Annotated in this window: 14 protein-coding genes; 10 read left to right on the forward strand and 4 right to left on the reverse strand. The window is 63.0% G+C overall.

The features are described from left to right. Positions 1-328: 328 nt before the first annotated feature. A complete protein-coding gene (locus AC1DYR_RS19150; RefSeq protein WP_477706495.1) occupies positions 329-2,797 on the reverse strand; it encodes a tetratricopeptide repeat protein in 2,469 nt (822 codons plus the stop codon). Here AC1DYR_RS19150 and AC1DYR_RS19155 point away from each other — a divergent pair. The 7 genes from AC1DYR_RS19155 (at position 2,697) to AC1DYR_RS19185 (ending at position 8,783) form a co-directional block, all read left to right on the forward strand. Continuing rightward, positions 2,697-3,029 carry a polyhydroxyalkanoic acid system family protein gene (locus AC1DYR_RS19155; RefSeq protein ID WP_477706496.1) on the forward strand — a complete coding sequence of 111 codons (333 nt, stop codon included), beginning with the start codon at positions 2,697-2,699 and terminating at the stop codon, positions 3,027-3,029. The two genes, AC1DYR_RS19150 and AC1DYR_RS19155, sit on opposite strands and share 101 nt — an antisense overlap. A gap of 18 nt (positions 3,030-3,047) precedes the next feature. Continuing rightward, entirely contained in the window at positions 3,048-3,995 is a 948-nt protein-coding gene (locus tag AC1DYR_RS19160; RefSeq protein WP_477706497.1) for a LysR family transcriptional regulator, read from the forward strand. 33 nt (positions 3,996-4,028) lie between these two features. Next, complete coding sequence (locus AC1DYR_RS19165) at positions 4,029-5,285, forward strand: CaiB/BaiF CoA transferase family protein (RefSeq protein WP_477706498.1); 1,257 nt, start codon at positions 4,029-4,031, stop codon at positions 5,283-5,285. Further along, positions 5,282-6,316, forward strand: a complete 1,035-nt coding sequence (locus tag AC1DYR_RS19170) for a hydroxymethylglutaryl-CoA lyase (RefSeq protein ID WP_477706499.1) — start codon at positions 5,282-5,284, stop codon at positions 6,314-6,316. Before AC1DYR_RS19165 ends, AC1DYR_RS19170 begins: the two co-directional genes overlap by 4 nt. After that, positions 6,313-6,705, forward strand: a complete 393-nt coding sequence (locus AC1DYR_RS19175) for a VOC family protein (protein WP_477706500.1) — start codon at positions 6,313-6,315, stop codon at positions 6,703-6,705. Before AC1DYR_RS19170 ends, AC1DYR_RS19175 begins: the two co-directional genes overlap by 4 nt. A gap of 35 nt (positions 6,706-6,740) precedes the next feature. Beyond that, positions 6,741-7,724, forward strand: a complete 984-nt coding sequence (locus AC1DYR_RS19180; RefSeq protein WP_477706501.1) for a tripartite tricarboxylate transporter substrate binding protein — start codon at positions 6,741-6,743, stop codon at positions 7,722-7,724. Between the two features lie 84 nt (positions 7,725-7,808). Then, positions 7,809-8,783 (forward strand): Bug family tripartite tricarboxylate transporter substrate binding protein, encoded by a 975-nt coding sequence (locus tag AC1DYR_RS19185; RefSeq protein WP_477706502.1) that lies wholly within the window; start codon positions 7,809-7,811, stop codon positions 8,781-8,783. 90 nt (positions 8,784-8,873) lie between these two features. Here AC1DYR_RS19185 and AC1DYR_RS19190 read toward each other — a convergent pair whose 3' ends face one another. Further along, entirely contained in the window at positions 8,874-11,003 is a 2,130-nt protein-coding gene (locus AC1DYR_RS19190; RefSeq protein ID WP_477706503.1) for a lytic transglycosylase domain-containing protein, read from the reverse strand. 9 nt (positions 11,004-11,012) lie between these two features. Here AC1DYR_RS19190 and AC1DYR_RS19195 point away from each other — a divergent pair, with 9 nt between their 5' ends. Together AC1DYR_RS19195 and AC1DYR_RS19200 are read left to right on the forward strand one after the other, a co-directional pair. Beyond that, the gene (locus AC1DYR_RS19195) at positions 11,013-11,651 is read left to right on the forward strand and encodes a 5-formyltetrahydrofolate cyclo-ligase (RefSeq protein ID WP_477706504.1); all 639 of its coding nucleotides are present in this window, start codon (positions 11,013-11,015) and stop codon (positions 11,649-11,651) included. A gap of 100 nt (positions 11,652-11,751) precedes the next feature. Then, complete coding sequence (locus tag AC1DYR_RS19200) at positions 11,752-13,620, forward strand: M48 family metallopeptidase (protein ID WP_477706505.1); 1,869 nt, start codon at positions 11,752-11,754, stop codon at positions 13,618-13,620. A 92-nt stretch (positions 13,621-13,712) separates the two neighbouring features. Here AC1DYR_RS19200 and AC1DYR_RS19205 read toward each other — a convergent pair whose 3' ends face one another. Both AC1DYR_RS19205 and AC1DYR_RS19210 read right to left on the reverse strand, forming a co-directional pair. Beyond that, the gene (locus tag AC1DYR_RS19205; RefSeq protein WP_477706506.1) at positions 13,713-14,849 is read right to left on the reverse strand and encodes an anhydro-N-acetylmuramic acid kinase; all 1,137 of its coding nucleotides are present in this window, start codon (positions 14,847-14,849) and stop codon (positions 13,713-13,715) included. A gap of 198 nt (positions 14,850-15,047) precedes the next feature. Then, positions 15,048-16,412, reverse strand: coding sequence for a peptidoglycan DD-metalloendopeptidase family protein (locus tag AC1DYR_RS19210; protein ID WP_477706507.1), 1,365 nt, complete (start codon positions 16,410-16,412; stop codon positions 15,048-15,050). 226 nt (positions 16,413-16,638) lie between these two features. On the opposite strand from AC1DYR_RS19210, the gene tyrS reads away from it, so the two are divergent. Next, on the forward strand, positions 16,639-17,871 hold the full coding sequence (gene tyrS / locus AC1DYR_RS19215) for a tyrosine--tRNA ligase (RefSeq protein ID WP_477706508.1): 1,233 nt from the start codon (positions 16,639-16,641) through the stop codon (positions 17,869-17,871). Positions 17,872-17,877 lie beyond the last annotated feature (6 nt).

Here is a 17,877-nt window from a genome sequence, read left to right on the forward strand (position 1 = left end):
TTTTGCAAAATTGAATGGGATGCGGATTCTTCAAAGGAGGGAACCGTTACAAAAACGTGCCTGACAAAAACTGTCCGCCCCGTTTGACGAGGCTCTTTGCGCCAGATTTGGGGCATGGCAAAGAGGGTGGTGCACTACCAAGGCCAAGTATCACACCACAAGGCAGCATGATGAATGGGAGCGAAAGCGGTGGTCCAGCTTCGAAATACGGCCTGAACGTGAAGGCCGTACCTCGCAAGCGTTTTATGATGCAGTGAAGCGACTCGCCAGGCTGCCCAGGGAGGAGCGGCTGAAGGCCCTGAAACCCTGAACAGGGATGCGGCCCGGGTCAGGTCAGCCGCAGCAACTGTGCGCCCAGCGCAGAGACCGTTTCAACATCATCGTAGAGCGCGTCCCTTCTTTGGGTAATCTGGCTTCTCAACAGCTGCCTGAGCGATTCATCCGCACAAAGCTGTGCCACCTTGTCCACATAGCTTTCGCCCGAACGGGCAATCCACTCGCTCATGCCGGCTTCGCGCAGTATGCCGCTGGCAAAGCGGGAACGCAGGGTATCGCCTTCCCAGGCCACGATCGGCGTTGCCCTTTCCATGGCCTGCATGGTGGTGTTGAAACCGGAAAAACCGATGCTGTCCAGGTACACATCCGCCCGGTCGAGCAAGCCAAAAAAGTCTGCCTGGGACTGCCAGGGAATAAACCGCACATGCTCGTCAAAATTCATGCCCGCCGACACAAACGCCTTGCGCAGCCGGCCTTCCAGCATGTCCGACAAAAGCGTCGGCGCGGTGCGGAAAAAAACCAGCTTGCAAGGTGCGCACCGCCTGGCGACCTCCAGCAAAATGGCATCGCGATCCGGCGCGTATTTGAATGGCATGCCGGCACACAGGAGGATTTTCTGCCCGGGCAGGATGCCCAATCGGGCAAGGTCAACAGAACCGGGCCGCGTACCAAAAGGTCGGTAGCAGCAGCCCAGCCGGGGCAAGGCCAGAAGCGTCTCGGTGTAATGGCTGGCGGCATCTTCAGGCTCAAAAGCAGCAGCGCTGACATAGGCGTCCATGGTGGGAAGGCCCGTGGTGATCGGGTGGCCCCACCCCGCCATCTGCACCCTGGCCAGCTTCATGGAAGCCAGGCGTAGCGAGGTGGTATCCATGCCGATTTCGGGGTAAATCACGGCATCCAGCCGGGCGCCTGATATCGCCTTGGCCCAAGCCCCCCAGTCGCCCACCGCATGATGCAGCTGGTTGACGCGCGCCGCCGCCCATTGCGTTTCGGCATCACGTTGATCTCCAGTGTGGAACAGATGGATTTCGAATTTCTCCGGGTCGAGGTGCTCCACCCAGCCCCGGACAATGGCATGCCAGACTGAGTGACTGCAGATGTGCGCAGAAACGATGCCGATGCGGCACCTGGCACCGCCAGACCTTGCCGGCGGCGGCAATCCCGCTTTGCCCGTCCATCGCTGCATGAGTTTTACGCAAAGGGCGCCATACTCACCCACCACCTCGCGGTGGTTTCCGGGCACATACGCCAGGTAATAAGGTTGCTGAGCACCAACAGCAAGGTACGCATTCGGAGGGCGGTGTGCGGTGATCCAGCTTTCAAGCTTGCGGATTTCCTGCCGGAAACTTTTAACACCCTCTGCCTGCTCGTCGGCCGCCTGCGGGACGGCGGGCAACTGCGCCATGGCCAGACCCCAACGCGCGCGCTCAAAGTTGCTGTTCAACGCGATGGCGGCCTTGTAAGACTCACGTGCCTGCGCAGCACTGCCCTGCCGCATCAGGGCATTGCCCAGCCAGTAATGGGCCTCGGCCTGCCGCCCGTCCCCGGCCAACGTTTGCTGGAGCAGCACCAGAGCCTCGTCCCACTGGTTCTGATCGATACGCAGCATGGCAAGATTGAACGACGCCGGCGTGAGTTCAGGTTTCAGTTGCAGGGCGCGTGCGAGATGAACAGCGGCCTCGTCCCTGCGGCCCAGGTCTTTCAGCAACCCTCCCAGATTGGCATGCGCCTCGGCGTATGCAGGCTGCACGGCAACAGCCTGGCGGTAGTGCTCTTCAGCAGCCGGAAAACTTCCGCGACCCATCCAGAGGTTGGCCAGGTGCAGATGGGCTTCGGCGAATTTTGGCTCGAGTACCAAAGCTTCCTGGAGCCACCGGACGGCTTCGTCCTCGCGGCGGCCGGACAGCGCCATCAGCGCGAGCTGAAGTCTTGCATCCGCATTTTCCGGGTCCATGCCCATGGCTCGTTGAAGCGCGGAGCGGGCGGCACCGTGACGCCCGAGTGCAGACAAAGCCTTGCCCAGTGCATTTTGAAAGCGGGGATCTGAAGGGGAATTCACGGCGGCCCGCTCAAGAACGGGAAGCGCGGTGGCCGCAGAGCCCGCATCAACGGCGATCAGCCCCTGGACCAGCAGGCCCTCGCTGTGGGCCGGATCGGCGGCTAGAACCTGTGCAACGGCATCCGCAGCCTGGGCGGTTAGCCCCGCCCTGTACAACTGCCATGGACCGACCGGTTTTCTCGTGTATTTTGAACGCAGCCAATCAAGCATGGGTCGACGGAAAAACCGGGGAATAAAGGAAAAATAAAGTATAGCGCCGCAAGCACGCCAGCATGACACTGTTGTACGCTTCACTTTTGCTCCGCCGGACATGGCATGTCGCAGGCGATATTTCGACCTATAAAGACAGAAAGAGACACCCATGGCAGACATCCACATCATCCGCGAACACGGTATGGGCCTGCCCTCCGCGCGCAAGATCGCATTCACATGGGCCGAACAGGCCGAAGAGAAATTCGACATGGAATGTACCTACGAAGAGGGCCAGAACGAAGACCTGGTCAGCTTTACCCGTTCAGGTGTCAGCGGCACACTGACCGTTACGAAAGACCGCTTCGAGCTCCAGGCCAGACTGGGCTTCCTGCTCGGCGCCTTCAAGGACAGGATTGAAGAGGAAATCGTGAAAAACCTGGACACCCTGATCGCGAAAAAGCCCGCGGCCAAAAAAGCCACCGCCAAAAAGAAAGCGGCCTGAGTTTTCCGGCGCACCCTCGTGAGCTACAACCTCGCCCGGTTTGATCTGGTGTCGGTGCGCCTGGCGGTGGCCTGCGCCCAGACAGGCAGCCTGACGGCCGCGGCACGCGACTCGCACCTGGCGCTGGCAGCAGCCAGCCGGCGCATCCGCGAACTGGAAGATGCTTTGGGCGACGTGCTGTTCGAGCGCCATGCGCGCGGCCTGCTGCCCACAGCTGCAGGCCGTGTCTTCGTCAAGCACGGGCTCACGCTGCTGCAGACCATGGAACAGTTGGGCAGCGAACTGGCGGATCTGCGGCGCGGTATCGCGCGCCACTTACGCCTGTGCGCCAGCAGCGCCGCCATCAGCCAGTTTTTGCCTCCCCTGCTGGCGCGCTATGGCGAGTTGTACCCACAGGTGCATATCGACCTGGAAGAGCAGGTATCGGAAGCCGTGGCGGCCACCCTGCGTGAAGGCCGGGCCGATGTGGCGGTGTTCGTGGAAGGGCCCGACACCACCGGGCTGGACACCCGGTTGTTCCGCGAAGACGAACTTGTGCTGATCCTGCCCGCCGGCCACGCGCTGGCAGGCAGCAAGACACCGCTGGCCTTTGTCGATGCGCTCGATGAGGAATGGATCAGCCTGACCGCCGGCGCCGCCATGCTGCAAAAACAGCAACAGGCCGCGCTAGCCGCCAACCGGCTGCTGAAACTGCGCATGCAGGTGCGCAGCTTTGACGCGGTATGCCATATGGTGGCTTCTGGCCTGGGCGTCGCCATCCTGCCCAAGGCCGCCACGCTGCCCATGGTCAAAAGCATGAAGCTCGGCTGGCGGCCGCTGGCAGACGCATGGGCCCAGCGCCGCCTGCTGACAGCCACCATCGCGGGCCAGCCCGATGCGGGTATTGCCTCGCTGGTGAACTTCCTCAGCCCAAAAGAGGCCCTGCCTTCGCAAAACGCGAAACCCAAGGCCCCAAAGCGCAAATAGACGGGACCAGCTGGCGGCGGCACACTGCCCGCCATGCCCTCTCCTGAAAAATACCCTCCAGCTTCCGGTATCTCCACCGCGCAAGGTCCGCTCGCCGGGCTGAAAGTACTGGAACTCGGCCAGCTGATTGCCGGCCCTTTCGCCGCCAAGACACTGGCGGACTTCGGCGCCGACATCATCAAGATCGAGACACCGGGCGCAGGCGACCCGCTGCGCAAATGGCGCTTGTTGAAAAACGGCACCTCGGTGTGGTGGCAGGTGCAGTCGCGCAACAAACGCTCGGTGGCGCTGGACCTGAAGAGCCCCGAAGCGCAGGCCATCGTGCGCCAGTTGGCGCTTGACGCCGACGTGTTGATCGAGAACTTCCGCCCGGGCGCGATGGAGGGCTGGGGCCTGGGGCCCGATGAATTGCTGGCGCTGAACCCGCGCCTCATCATGCTGCGCATCAGCGGCTACGGCCAGACCGGCCCCTACCGCGACAAGCCGGGCTTCGGCGTGGTGGCCGAGGCCATGAGCGGCCTGCGCCACCTGACGGCCGAGCCAGGCCGTGTGCCGGTGCGCGTGGGCGTGAGCATCGGCGACACGCTGGCCGCGCTGCACGGCGTCATTGGCATCCTCCTGGCGATGCAGGAACGCCAGCGCTCCGGCAAGGGCCAGGTGATCGATGTGGCTCTGTATGAAGCGGTCTTCAACTGCATGGAAAGCCTGTTGCCCGAATACAGCGCATTTGGCGCGGTGCGCGGCGCGGCCGGCAGCGCCCTGCCCGGCATTGCGCCCAGCAATGCCTATCTGTGCAAGGACGGCGGCTATGCGCTGGTGGCCGGCAACGGCGACAGCATCTTTAAACGGCTGATGGCCACCATAGGCCGTAGCGATCTCGGCAACGACCCGGCGCTGGCTGACAACGCCGGTCGCGTGGCGCGCGTGGAAGAAATCGACGCCGCCATCGGCCAGTGGACCTTGGGCCTCACGGTCGATGAAGTGCTGGCGGCGCTCGACAAGGTCTCGGTGCCCGCAGGCCGCATTTACACCGTGGCCGATATCGCGGCCGACCCGCACTACCAGGCGCGCGGCATGCTCGACGAAGTTCAGATGGACGACGGAAGCACGCTGGCCGTGCCCGGCATCGTGCCCAAACTTTCGCGCACGCCGGGCGGGCATCGCCGCAATGCGCCGCAGGTAGGGCAGGACACCGATGCCGTGCTGCGCGAGATTGGTCTTTCCCTTGAACAGATCCAGGCTTTGAAAGACAAAGGCATCGTGGCCGGCAAGGATTCAGGAATACCATGAAACGCACAGTGCGCGGCGCCGGGCCGCCCCAAGCAGGCACAGCCCCCTCGGGGGGCAGCGTATTACACGAAGTGAAAAGCGCGGGGGCCAAGATCCATTTCAATGAGGTCGCCACACGCGACGGCTTCCAGATCGAACCCAACTTCATCCCGACAGACGACAAAGTCGCGCTGGTCGACGCCCTCAGCGAATGCGGCTACGCCAAGATCGAAGTGACGTCGTTCACCTCGCCAAAGGCCATCCCCATGCTGCGCGACGCCGAAGAGGTGATGGGCCGCATTCGCCGCGTGCCTGGCGTGGAGTACACAGTGCTGGTGCCCAACCTGCGCGGCGCCGAGCGCGCGCTGGAATCGCGCGCCGACGAGCTCAACCTGGTGATGTCGGTATCGGAGACGCACAACCTGGCCAACCTGCGCATGCCGCGCGAGAAAAGTTTCGCCGCACTGTCTGACGTGATTCACCATGTCGACTGTCGCACGCCCATCAATATTTCGCTCTCATGCTGCTTCGGCTGCCCGATGGAGGGCGAAGTGCCCGAAGAAGAAGTGCTGCGCTGGAGCGACCGCTTTGCCGCCTTCGGCGCAGACCGTGTGCGCGGCCTCACGATTTGCGACACCACCGGCATGGCCCACCCGGCGCAGGTCAGCCGCATGGTGAAAGCGCTGCAACAGCGCTTTGAAGGCCTGCAGCTGACCCTGCATTTTCATAACACGCGCGGCATGGGCCTGGCCAACGTGCTGGCGGCCGTGCAGGGCGGCATTACGCGGTTTGATGGCTCACTGGGCGGCCTGGGCGGCTGCCCCTACGCGCCCGGCGCCAGCGGCAATATCAGCAGCGAAGACGCGATACACATGCTCGATGCCATGGGCTACGACACCGGAATGGACCTTGAAAAGCTGCTGGCCGTGGCGCGGCAGATGCCCGGCATCGTCGGCCATGACGTACCCGGTCAGGTTGCCAAGGCCGGCCGCATCACTGACCTGCATGAGCCACCGCCTTATGTGGCCGAATTGAGGACGGCATCGGCATGATTCGGCAGCTGGACCATCTGGTGCTGACCACCGGAGACGAATCAGCTTGCGTGGACTTCTACACCCGCGTGCAGGGCATGACGCTGGAAACCTTCACCGGCGGCACACCACCTGTAGAGCGCAAGGCCTTCAAGTTCGGCGGGCAGAAGATCAACCTGCATGTCAAAGGGCGCGAGTTTGAACCCAGGGCCCACCTGCCGGTGCCGGGTGCGCTGGACCTGTGCTTTCTGGCGAACGTGCCTCTTTCCGATGTGATCACCCGTCTTGAACGTGAGCACTGGGCAATGATTGGGGGCCCGGTGCTGCGCACCGGCGCCACGCAAAAAATCCGCTCGGTCTACGTGCGCGACCCCGACCTGAATTTGATAGAGATTTCCGAACCCGCCTGAAACAGCATCCTAAAACCATGACCGGAGACAACGACATGAGAAAACGTAATTTCTTCCACCATCTCGCCATCCTGGCAGGGGCGATGACCGGCCTGGCAGCACTGCCTGCCGCGGCGCAGCAGGCCTATCCCGGCCGCCCGGTCACCGTCATCGTGCCGCAGGCGGCGGGCGGCGCCAACGATGCCATTGCGCGCATCGTGTCCCAAAAGCTCGGCGAAATCATGGGCCAGACCTTTCTGGTTGATAACCGGCCCGGCGCGGGCGGTAATGTCGGTACCGCCCAGGTGGCCAAAGCCAGGCCCGACGGCTACACCCTGCTGCTGACGACCAACAGCGCGCACGTCATCAATCCTGCCATCTACAAAAGCACCGGCTTCGACCCCGTGAAGGATTTCGAGCCGGTCGGCCTGGTGGCCAACGCCGGCTATGTGCTGGTTGCCAACTCGGCCTTTCCGGCCAATTCGGTGGCCGAGCTGATTGCCCGGGCGAAAGCCAGCCCCGGCCAGATCAGCTATGCCTCGGCCGGCAACGGCACGCTGAACCACCTGATCGGCGAAATGTTCAAGCGGGCGGCCGGCGTGGACATGCTGCACGTTCCCTATAAGGCTTCGGCCGCCGCGGCCACCGATGTTGCCGGCGGACAGATTCCGGTGTCGGTGCAGAGCCTGCCGTCGGCGCTGCCCTTCCTGCAGTCCGGAAAAATCAAGGTGCTTGGCGTGGTGAACGAAAAGCGTCTGGCCTCCTTGCCGAATGCGCCGACGATTGGCGAAACCCTGCCAGGCTTCGGCTCGACGCCGTGGTATGGGCTGTTGGCGCCCGCCGGTACGCCCAGGGAGGTCATCGTCAAGCTGCAGGCAGCCCTTGAAAAAATCCTGGCCAGCAAGGACGTGGCAGACAAGCTCGCGGCTCAAGGCTGCGACGTAATGACCGCCAGCCCGGCGCAGTTTGCTGCGTTGATCCAGGGCGACCTGCCGCGCTGGAACAAGATCGTCAAGGACTCCGGCGCCCGCATCGACTGATCCACCGGCTTTCAGCCAAAACCTGGTCGGGCATTGCCCGGCCTGAGCCGCCCTTCCCCGAAAAAATACTATCCGGAGACAACCATGACCCTTATTTCCCGCAGAACCCTCATGACCGTCGCCAGCCTGAGCACGGCCGCCTGGCTCAACCCGGTGCGTGCACAGCTCGCCGGCAAACCCATCACGCTGGTGGTGCCCACGGCGGCCGGCGGCACCACCGACATCGCGGCACGCATGTTGGCCGAGCCCCTGGGCAAGATTTTGCAAACCTCGGTGGTCGTGGACAATCGCGGCGGCGGCAACGGCAACATCGCCGGGCAAATGGTGGCGCGTGCGCCGACCGACGGAAGCAGCCTGCTGGTGCAGTACTCGGGCTACCAGTGCATCACGCCGCTGATCCAGCCGGTGCCCGGCTTTGACCCGGCGACCAACCTGAAGCCACTGGGCCATTTGATCGATGCGCCGCAACTACTGGTAGTGCGCGGCAACTTCCCGGCAGACAACTTCGGGGACTTCATCAAGTACGTCAAAGCGAACCCTGGCAAAGTCAACTATGCTTCCAGCGGCAATGGCTCACTGCAACATGTGACGACCGAGCTGATGAAAGACCTCACCAAAACCTTCATGGTTCACATCCCTTACCGCGGAACGGGCCCTGCACTCACGGACTTGCTGGCCGGCACGGTTGACTTCACCATCACCACACCGCCGCCGCTGCTGCCGCACATCCGTGCGGGCAAGCTGAAGGCACTGATGGTGACCGGCCGTACGCGCCTGGCCGCACAACCCAATGTGCCGACTGCCATCGAGACGGGCGTGCCGCTGGTGGCGTCGTCGTGGTTCGCGGTCTATGGGCCGACAGGACTGTCCGCCGACCTGCAGGGCCGACTCTCGCTGGCGATCAAGCAGGTGGTGGAGTCGGAAGGCTTCAAGAAGCGCGCCGAGGAGCAAGGCGCGAAGGCGGTTGTGATGAGCGGCGCCGAACTGGCGACCCTGGGAGATAACGAGCGGAAGATGTGGGCGCGGATTGTGAAGCTCGCGAACATCAAGGCAGATTGATCCCGTCCCCGGGGCGCGCCCTGGTTTCTTGTTATCTCTGCGGAGGGTTGCCGGGCATAACGGCAGGTCATTTTTGACGCCGCCAGGACTTCAAGGCAAATCCTTGTAAGGCTCCGGCTGCGCCGCATCCCTCGGCCCCACGATGCCAAGCCGTGCTTTCAGCGACTGCGGCTGTCCCGTCAGGATGGCCGCGTAATTGGTGGTGTTCGACAGCACTTTTTTCACATAGTCGCGCGTTTCGCTAAACGGCACGCTTTCGGCCCAGATCGCAGCGTCCAGCACCGGCCCGTTGCGCCAGGTACGTGGTCGGCCCGGGCCGGCGTTGTAGGCGGCGGCGGCCATGGGCATGGAGCCGTTCAGGTCGTCCAGCGCAAACTTGAGGTAGGCCGTACCGATGGCGATATTGGTGTCGCGGTCATTGAGCTGGTCTTGCGTGAAGCCTTCGAGGCCGATTTTTTTGGCCGTCCAGCGCGCGGTTGCTGGCATGACCTGCATCAGGCCCGAAGCGCCCACGCCCGAGCGGGCATCCATGATGAAGCGGCTTTCCTGGCGGATCAGGCCATACACGTAGGCTGGGTCCAGGTTGATGGACTGGCTGCGTTTGGTCACTGTTTCGCGAAACGGCATCGGGAAGCGTTGCTCGAAATCGATCTCGCCTTTGGTACGTTCGCTGGTGTTGATGCAGCGGTCCCAGATCTGCCGGTCGCAGGCGAACTGGGCGGCTGCCAGCAGGTCGCGGTCACCCATGCCGCCGCGCTTGTGCAGGTTGGTGCTGTAGTTCCATTCGCGCGTGCCTTCGGGGCGCAGGCCGATGGCGATGGCATAAGCGGCGCGGTTCAAGCCCGGGTTCAGCCGTGCAGTTTCTTTTTCCTCGACCGTCAGCGGTGCGGGCCTGGCCGGCACGGTGATTTTCTGGCCCAGTTCTTCCAGCGCGAGCTGCTCGTAAAAGCCGCGGGTCGACGCAAAGGACTGCAGCAAGGCCAGGGCCTCGGCCCGCTGCGGCGCAATGGTGATGCCGGTGCTGATGGTCTGCGTCACGCCGGGTGTGGTCGCGACGACAATCGGGCCTTTGGGCGCCACGTCAGGCGGCGCGGTGGCCAGCAGCGCACGCGCTTTCCAGTAGCTCCAGGCGGGGTCCTTGCGCGCGTCGTCGCTCATGGCGTTGACGGCTGCCAGCACCAGCGTCCAGTTGGGCTGTGTGCCCGCGCGCAATGCCGCCCGGACTTTCCAGCCCAGCATGTCGTCGGTGAGGTCGGTGTCCTTGGTGACCTTGGCAAAGTATTGCAGTGCGTCACCGGCCGGTGTGGCACCCAGGCGCGTGGCGGCCTGCCTGCCGATCACACCCCAGACCCAGTTGCGCTCTTCGGTATTCAGCTGCATGCCCCATTTGTTTTCCATCTGGGATGCCGCTCCGTCCGTGTCGCTGATCGCCATCTTGATCAGCGCCAGCGTGACGATTTCGCGCCGCGCCTTGCTGAACGCGAGGTGTTTGCCTGCCAGGAACCTGATGGGGCTGGCGTTCAGTTCATTGACCAAGCCAACGGCGTCGGGGGCAACGATCTGCACGGCGCCTGTCGCCGCACGGGGCCGGTTGGCTTCAGTGGCCAGACGGGCCTTGATCCAGGCGTCCTGCGGTGTGAGGTTTTTGGTGCCGACCAGCCGCTCAGCGGCCGAGTTGCAGCCGTCGTCAGCTTCGCGCTGCGCAAACCAGTTCTTCTTCACTTCGTCGGCCAGGCGCGCATCAGCCACTGGATTTTTGAGGTGTTCGACCAGCAGTGCGTAACAACGCACTTCCTTGTCGTCGTTCATCCGGTAGTTGGGGTATTCAGCGGCAAAGCCGGCCCAGTCGCGGCGCTGTCCCAGCAGCAGCAGCCAGTCGTTGCGCAGGCGGTCTTCCTGGTAGGTGCCGGCGTAGCGGCCGAAAAAATCCTGCACTTCCTGCGCACTGGCTTCGCCCAGGCGGGCTTTGAGCTCCCAGTAGGCGGCCCAGGGTTCGAGCGCGTGGCCCCGGGCCTGGGGCAGCAGTTGCGCCAGCCGGCCCTTGTCGCCGCGTTTGAACGCCTTGTTCATCTCCACAATCACGTTGTCAGCTGCGCTGGCGCTTGCGGGAAGGGTGGTTTGGGCGGCTGCAGGGACGAGCAGCGTCAGGGAGGCAATCGCGGAAAAAATGGCAGGCAGGGCGGCCGCACGTACCGGGCCGTTAAGAAATTTGTATAGCATCGGGACATTATGGACAAATTAAGCACACGCAAGGCGCTGGTGGAAGCGCGACTGAACATGCCTGACCGCCTGGTGCGGGCTGACCTGCTGCAGCGTGTGATGCGCATCTGGCTGGTAGGTTCCCCCCATGAGGTGATTGGCGCGTATTGGCCCATCAAGGGCGAGTTCGATCCGCTGCCTGCGCTGTACCGCTGGCAGGAAGATGCCATTTTGAGCCAGGATTCATCATCAAATCCGGCGCTGGACCAAGTGGAACGTGCGCAACTAGCTACTGAAAGCATAGCAGCGCGGTCGCCGCGCAAGATCGGTCTGCCGGTGGTCAACAAGCAGCACAAGACATTGACTTTCCATGCCTGGTACCCGGGCTGCCCCATGGAAGAAGACGCCTACGGCATTCCGAAACCAAAAGATACAGAGGTGATTATTCCCACTTTGCTGTTTGTGCCCTGTGTAGGTTACGGGCCCGGAGGCTATCGGCTGGGCTATGGCGGGGGCTTTTACGACCGCACGCTGGCCACGCTGCAACCACGGCCTTTCACAGTGGGCCTGGGCTATACCCAGGGCTGGCTGCCCGACATGGAGCCCGAGCCGCACGACATTCCGCTCGATGCCATCCTGAACGACAAGGGCGTGGTCTGGCCGGTGTGACCGCTCAGCGCTCGCTTCGCCCGCCTTAGAAAGCAGGCGGGGGCCCGGTATATTAGCCACTCGAGCAAAGCGGTTAATGACTAAAAACAGGGAGCGGAGCATGGCAGGCAGTGGAGAAGACGGCAATACGGTGAGCAGCAGGATCAGGAAGGACCTGCTGAAAGTTCTGGCCCTTGCGCTGGTGACGCTGTTTCTGGTTCCGGGTTCAACCTTGCTGTTCGCCATGCATGCACAGCAGCAACTCGACCGCACCATCATCCAGTCGATAGAGCGGCAGGTTGACCAGGACTCGAGCATGTCCGCCGAAAGCAAGGCGCACACCAAGAAGTTTTACCGTGACAACCCGGTCTCCCGCATATGTGCCGACGCCAACGCCGACCTCGTGCAAGACCGTGACATGTTCTGCGAGCCGTTCTCCGAAGTCTGGCAGTTTTACGCAGCGCATATGATCGCCAAATGGACGATTGCCGGCGGTGTGGCCATCTTGCTGCTCGAACTGTTGCTGGGCGCCGTGGCTTTCTGGAACCGCAAGGCCCAGTACCTGAGTTTTGTGACCGGCTGGCGCCTGCTGAGCCTTGCCAGCGCGGCGCAAATGCTCGTGCAGGGCACCATGCTTGTCTGGTTGTCCTTTTGGGTGACGGCATTCTTCTTTCACGTGTATTACATCAAGCTGATCGCGCTGATCGGCTTTGTGGTGGCTGTCGCGGTGTTCTTTGCCATTGCCGGGCTGCTGCGGCGCCCCGCCATGGGAAACACCATTGACGGGGAACTGGTCAGCGACAGCGACGCGCCGGGCCTGTGGGCCAATACCCGCGCCCTGGCCGCGCGCCTGAAGACCGCACCGCCCAAACAGATCGTGGCGGGCATCGACACCAATTTTTTTGTCACCGAAGCGCCGCTTACCGTGGCTGGCCAGGCACTCACCGGCCGCACGTTGTTTGTCAGCCTTCCGCTGCTGCGGCTGCTGGACCGTGCGCAGGCCGATGCCGTGCTGGGCCATGAGCTCGCACATTTTCGCGGTGGCGACGCCGCCAGCAGCGCACGGCTTGGGCCCAAGCTTGTGCAGTACGACCATTACCTTGGCCTGATGCGTGGCGGCGGCCTGACGGTGGCGGTCTATCACCTGATGTACCTGTACCGGGTGATCTTTGAGTTCGCGCTGATGCGTGACAGCCGCGAGCGCGAATTCAAGGCCGACCGCGCCGCCGCGAAGCTGGTTTCGCCGCAGGCCATTGTGGAATCGCTGATCAAGATTACCGCCTACGCGAGCTACCGCTCGGAAATCGAGCGTGAACTATTCGAGCACGACCGGCAGCACGGCCAGCAACTCGGCATTGCCCAGTTTGTGGCCTCGGGGCTGGCGCCCTACGCCGCCTCCGTGAAGTTCACGCAGGCCATGGGCACGGCCAGTGTGCCTCATCCGTTTGACTCGCACCCGGCCATGCTGGACCGCATGAAAAACGTGCGTCACCTGGTCAAGCCCGGCGCCTTCGGCGCCATCGTGACTGATCCACCATTGCGCAACTGGGCTGACGACATACAGACCGCGCCGCAAATTGAGCAACGACTGTGGTCGGCATACGAGCAGGGTTTTGCCGCTGACCATGAACGTACCCTCGCTTACCGCTACGGGCCGGACAATGACATGGAGCAGGCGCTGGTGCTGCGCTACTTTCCCCCTGTGCTGTTTCAGCTAAAGGGCACCCTCTCTGTCGGTGTGACATACAGCGGCCTGCAGTTGCCTGGCAAGCCCGATGAACTCTCGTGGGACGACATCCAGAACCTTGGCTATGAAAACGGTTTTGGCGGCGATGTCCTCACGGTTACCTTGACTGAAAAAGGCCTGTTGGGGGCCAAGACGACCAAGGTAAAACTGCCCGGTATCAGTGCGCAGCGTGAGCAATTCAAAGAGGTGCTGGGAACTTACCGGCACCGGCATGAGGTGATGCGAAAGCAGCTGGCGGGGTAGGCTTTTATCGGGCCGGGTCTCGCTCCGGCGATGCGCTCTCGTCTGAATGCTGCTGGCCGGGGGTTGCCCGGCGGCAAATAACTCTGTCCAGCCTAAGCCGGGTAGATCGCCCCCAGCACCCGCAACCCCTTTGCCCCCGTCACGCTTGGCAAATTACCGGGCCTGCGCAATACTGCCCGCTGTGCCAGCCATGCAAAGGCCGCCGCCTCCACCTGCAGAGGCGGCAAGCCATGCTGGCCGGAAGTCTCAACCTTGAGCTGCGGCAACCGGGCCTGCAGGCGCTCGAGCAGATAGGTGTTGAATGCGCCGCCGCCGCAGACGATCAGCAGGCTGCTGGCTTTTCCATGGCTGTTGACATCCGCCGCACAGGCGCTGGCAGTGAATTCAGCGAGGGTGTTCTGGACGTCTTGTGGCCGCGCCGCAGAAAAGGGCGCGAGCTTGCCGGCCAGCCAGGTCATGCTGAAAAGATCGCGGCCGGTGCTTTTGGGAATCGGTTGCGCAAAGTATGGCTCGTCCAGCAGGCTGGCCAGCAGGTCCGGCAACAACTTGCCCGTGGCCGCCCAGGCGCCGCCGGCGTCATAACGCTGACCGGTGTGTTGCAGGCACCATGCATCCATCAGGGCGTTGCCCGGTCCGCAGTCAAAACCCAGCACGGGTGACGACGCGCCAGGCGCCAGCACGCTGAGGTTGGAAATGCCGCCCAGGTTCAGCACCGACACCGTGGCGTCAGCATGACCGAAAACGCCCTGATGAAATGCCGGCACCAGAGGTGCGCCCTGGCCACCGGCCGCCACATCGCGGCTGCGAAGATCAGCCACCACATCGATGCCCGTGAGCTCTGCCAGCAAAGCCGGGTTGTTGAGCTGGAGCGTGTAGCCTGCGCCCGCCGGGTCGGGGGATGTTCTTTGCGGCTGGTGCCGCACGGTCTGGCCGTGCGCGCCGATGGCACGAACCTGCGAGGCGACGACACCCTGCGCCGCAGCCTGGGCAAGCAGCGCATCGACGACTTTGCCGTAGGCTGCCGCAATATGGTTGGCGGCTATGGCAGCGCGGTGCAGTTCATTGTGCGTAGGCGAATTCAGCGCCAGCAGCTCCGCGCGAAACACCCCGTCAAAAGATTCAGTCGCCGCGGCAAGAACGCGCAGCTTTCCACCGGAAAGATCGACCAGCACGCCATCAGCGCCGTCGAGCGAAGTGCCTGACATCAGGCCAATGTAGTAATCGGACATTTGCCTATTCTGCCGCAAGGCTCCCATCTAGCGGAGCTGCAGACACGGCAACCTTCAAGAGGCAGGAGCTACACGCAGTGGGCAAAGTATTCCGGTTTTTGCCAGCCGGGGCCGCGGGACTGGCTTTGCCAGACCGCAGGCGCAGCGGCCCCCTCGGGGGGCAGGGAGCTACACGAAGTGAGCGACCGTGGGGGCCACTTACTCAGCGCGGGTTTGGGTGATGGTGGCGGCCGCTTGCAGCTGAGTCTTCACGCCCGCTGAGAGCTCCCTGAATGCCGGCATGGCAGCCGTAGACACGGGAATGGTCTCGCTCTGCTTGGCGATCGTCATCGGGTCCTGCTGGGTGCCGTTGACGCGGAACTCGAAATGCAGGTGTGGGCCGGTGGCCCAGCCGGTGGAGCCGACGAGACCGATGGTCTGGCCCTGGCTGACGTTCTGGCCGCGCTGCACCATGATTTTGCTCAGGTGGGCATAAACAGTTTCATGGCCGTTGCGGTGGCGAACGAACACCACATTGCCGTAACCGTTCTGGACACCCGAAAACTCCACCACGCCATCACCGACGGTACGTGCAGGTGTTCCCGTAGCGGCTGCGAAGTCGGTGCCCAGGTGGGCGCGCCATTTTTGCAGGATGGGGTGAAAGCGCATCGAAAAGCCGCTGCTGATGCGCGAGAACTCGACGGGCGAGCTCAGGTAGGCGCGGCGCAGGCTCTGGCCGTCGAGGGTGTAATAGCCGCCCCTGTTGGCAGCGCCCGTGGCGTCCACGCCCGGAGGCTGGAACCACATGGCCTGGTAGGCCCTGCCGGCGTTGACAAACTCGGCCGACAGCACGCGACCGGTGCGCAGCGGCTCGCCGTCGGCTTCCAGGCTTTCATAGACCACGTTGAAGCGGTCGCCCTTGCGCAGTGCGCGGCGGAAATCGATGTCACTGGAGAAAATTTCGGCGATCTGTACCGCCACGCCGTCGGGGATGCGGGCGTCGTCGGTGGCGGCGAACAGGGATGTCTGGATGCTGCCGCTGGACAGGCGCGCAGTAGCCACATACGGGGCGGTTTCAATGCGCGAGCTGAAACCGGCGGCGCCTCGCTCGACCACCAGGCGCTTGAACATCGTTTCGTCGTCAGTGGGCCAGCGCATGCTGAGCTTGAGCAGTTGCTGACTGTCGCTGGCTTCAGCGGTTACGTTCTTTCCGGCACGGCCCGACAGCAGCAGGCGCGCATTGGCGTCGCTGCGCAAAAAGGCGGCTGCGGCGCTGTCGTCGATGTTCAGGCGCTTGAGCAGGGTGTCGGCGGTATCGCTGCTGCGGGTGCTTTCGGTGCGGAACAGCTTGAAGCGGAAATCGGTGAGGGAATCGGTCTGGATTTGCGTGGGCAGGGGCTCGACCGCTTCCAGTATCTGGCGGACCGGCAGGTTGGCCGCATCAGGCGCCAGGGGGGCAACGCCGAATGCGGTGACGCCTGTGCCCAGCAGCAGCGCTGCAAGGCTGGCGGTGACCCGTTTGGGATGGCGACGGAGGCTGTCGGCGATGGGAAGCAGTATCTGGGAGGGAGATGGCAGTGACAAAGCAGTATTCCCAACAAAAGTGCATCGGGCGCTGCGCGAGCACCGGACTGCTGTATAAAAGGTGGAGAGCTTTGGCGGCCAGCCCTGGATGCAGGGGTGGGGCCGGAGCCATCCGGACAATGTGTTTCCTGATCAGCAAATTGCAGGCCAACTAAAATGGCTCCGCCGCTGCAGGAGAGCCGCCAGTATATCTGTCGGACAATTCCCCGACATGTGAAAAACCCTTATGAATCAAGAGCTTGTTACAAAATTCCCCGTCACCGACCGCGTCAGGGAGGCCCTGGCTGTGTCCTTGCGCGGCTGCGATGAGTTGATCCCGGAAAACGATTGGATACAAAAACTGGCCAAATCGGAGGCCACGGGCGTCCCGCTACGCATCAAACTGGGGCTGGATCCCACGGCGCCTGACATTCATGTCGGACATACCGTGGTGCTGAACAAAATGCGTCAGCTCCAGGATCTGGGCCATACAGTCATTTTTCTTATAGGCGACTTCACCAGCCTGATCGGCGACCCGTCCGGCCGGAACACCACACGGCCCCCGCTCACGCCCGAGCAGATCAAGGTCAATGCTGAAACTTACCGGGCCCAGGCCGACAAGATCCTGGATCCCACCAAAACCGAGCTGCGCTACAACAGCGAATGGAGCGAACCGCTAGGCGCCACCGGCATGATCAAGCTGGCTTCGCATTACACCGTGGCCCGCATGATGGAGCGCAACGACTTCAATGACCGCTTCAAGGCCGGCACGCCCATCAGCGTGCACGAGTTTTTGTACCCGCTGATGCAGGGCTACGACTCCGTGGCGCTCAGGAGCGACCTGGAGCTCGGCGGCACCGACCAGAAATTCAACCTGCTGATGGGCCGGCACCTGCAGCAGGAATACGGCCAGGAGCCCCAGTGCATCCTGACCATGCCGCTGCTCGAGGGCCTGGACGGCATCGAGAAGATGTCCAAGAGCAAGAACAACTACATCGGCATCAGCGAAGACGCCAACACCATGTTCGCCAAGGTGCTGTCGATCTCTGATGTATTGATGTGGAAGTGGTACACGCTGCTGTCGTTCAAGAGCGAAGCCGACATCGCGGCGCTGAAGGCCGAAGTGGATGGCGGACGCAACCCCAAGGACGCGAAGGTCGCACTGGCCAAGGAAATCACCGCGCGCTTTCACTCGGCCGCCGCGGCCGATGCCGCCGAGCAGGACTTCATCAACCGCAGCAAGGGCGGCGTGCCCGACGAGATTCCCGAGGTGTCGCTGTCAGGCGCACCGATGGGCATTGGTGCGCTGCTCAAGGCTGCGGGCCTGGCGCCCTCGGGCAGCGAAGCCACGCGCCTGATCGACGGCGGCGGCGTGCGGATTGATTCCAGCGTGGTGAGCGACAAGGCGCTCAAGCTGGCGGCCGGCACCTATGTACTGCAGGTCGGCAAGCGCAAGTTTGCGCGTGTGACGCTGGCCTGAGCCGCG

It is taken from the genome of Polaromonas sp. P1_F9 (assembly GCF_056405615.1).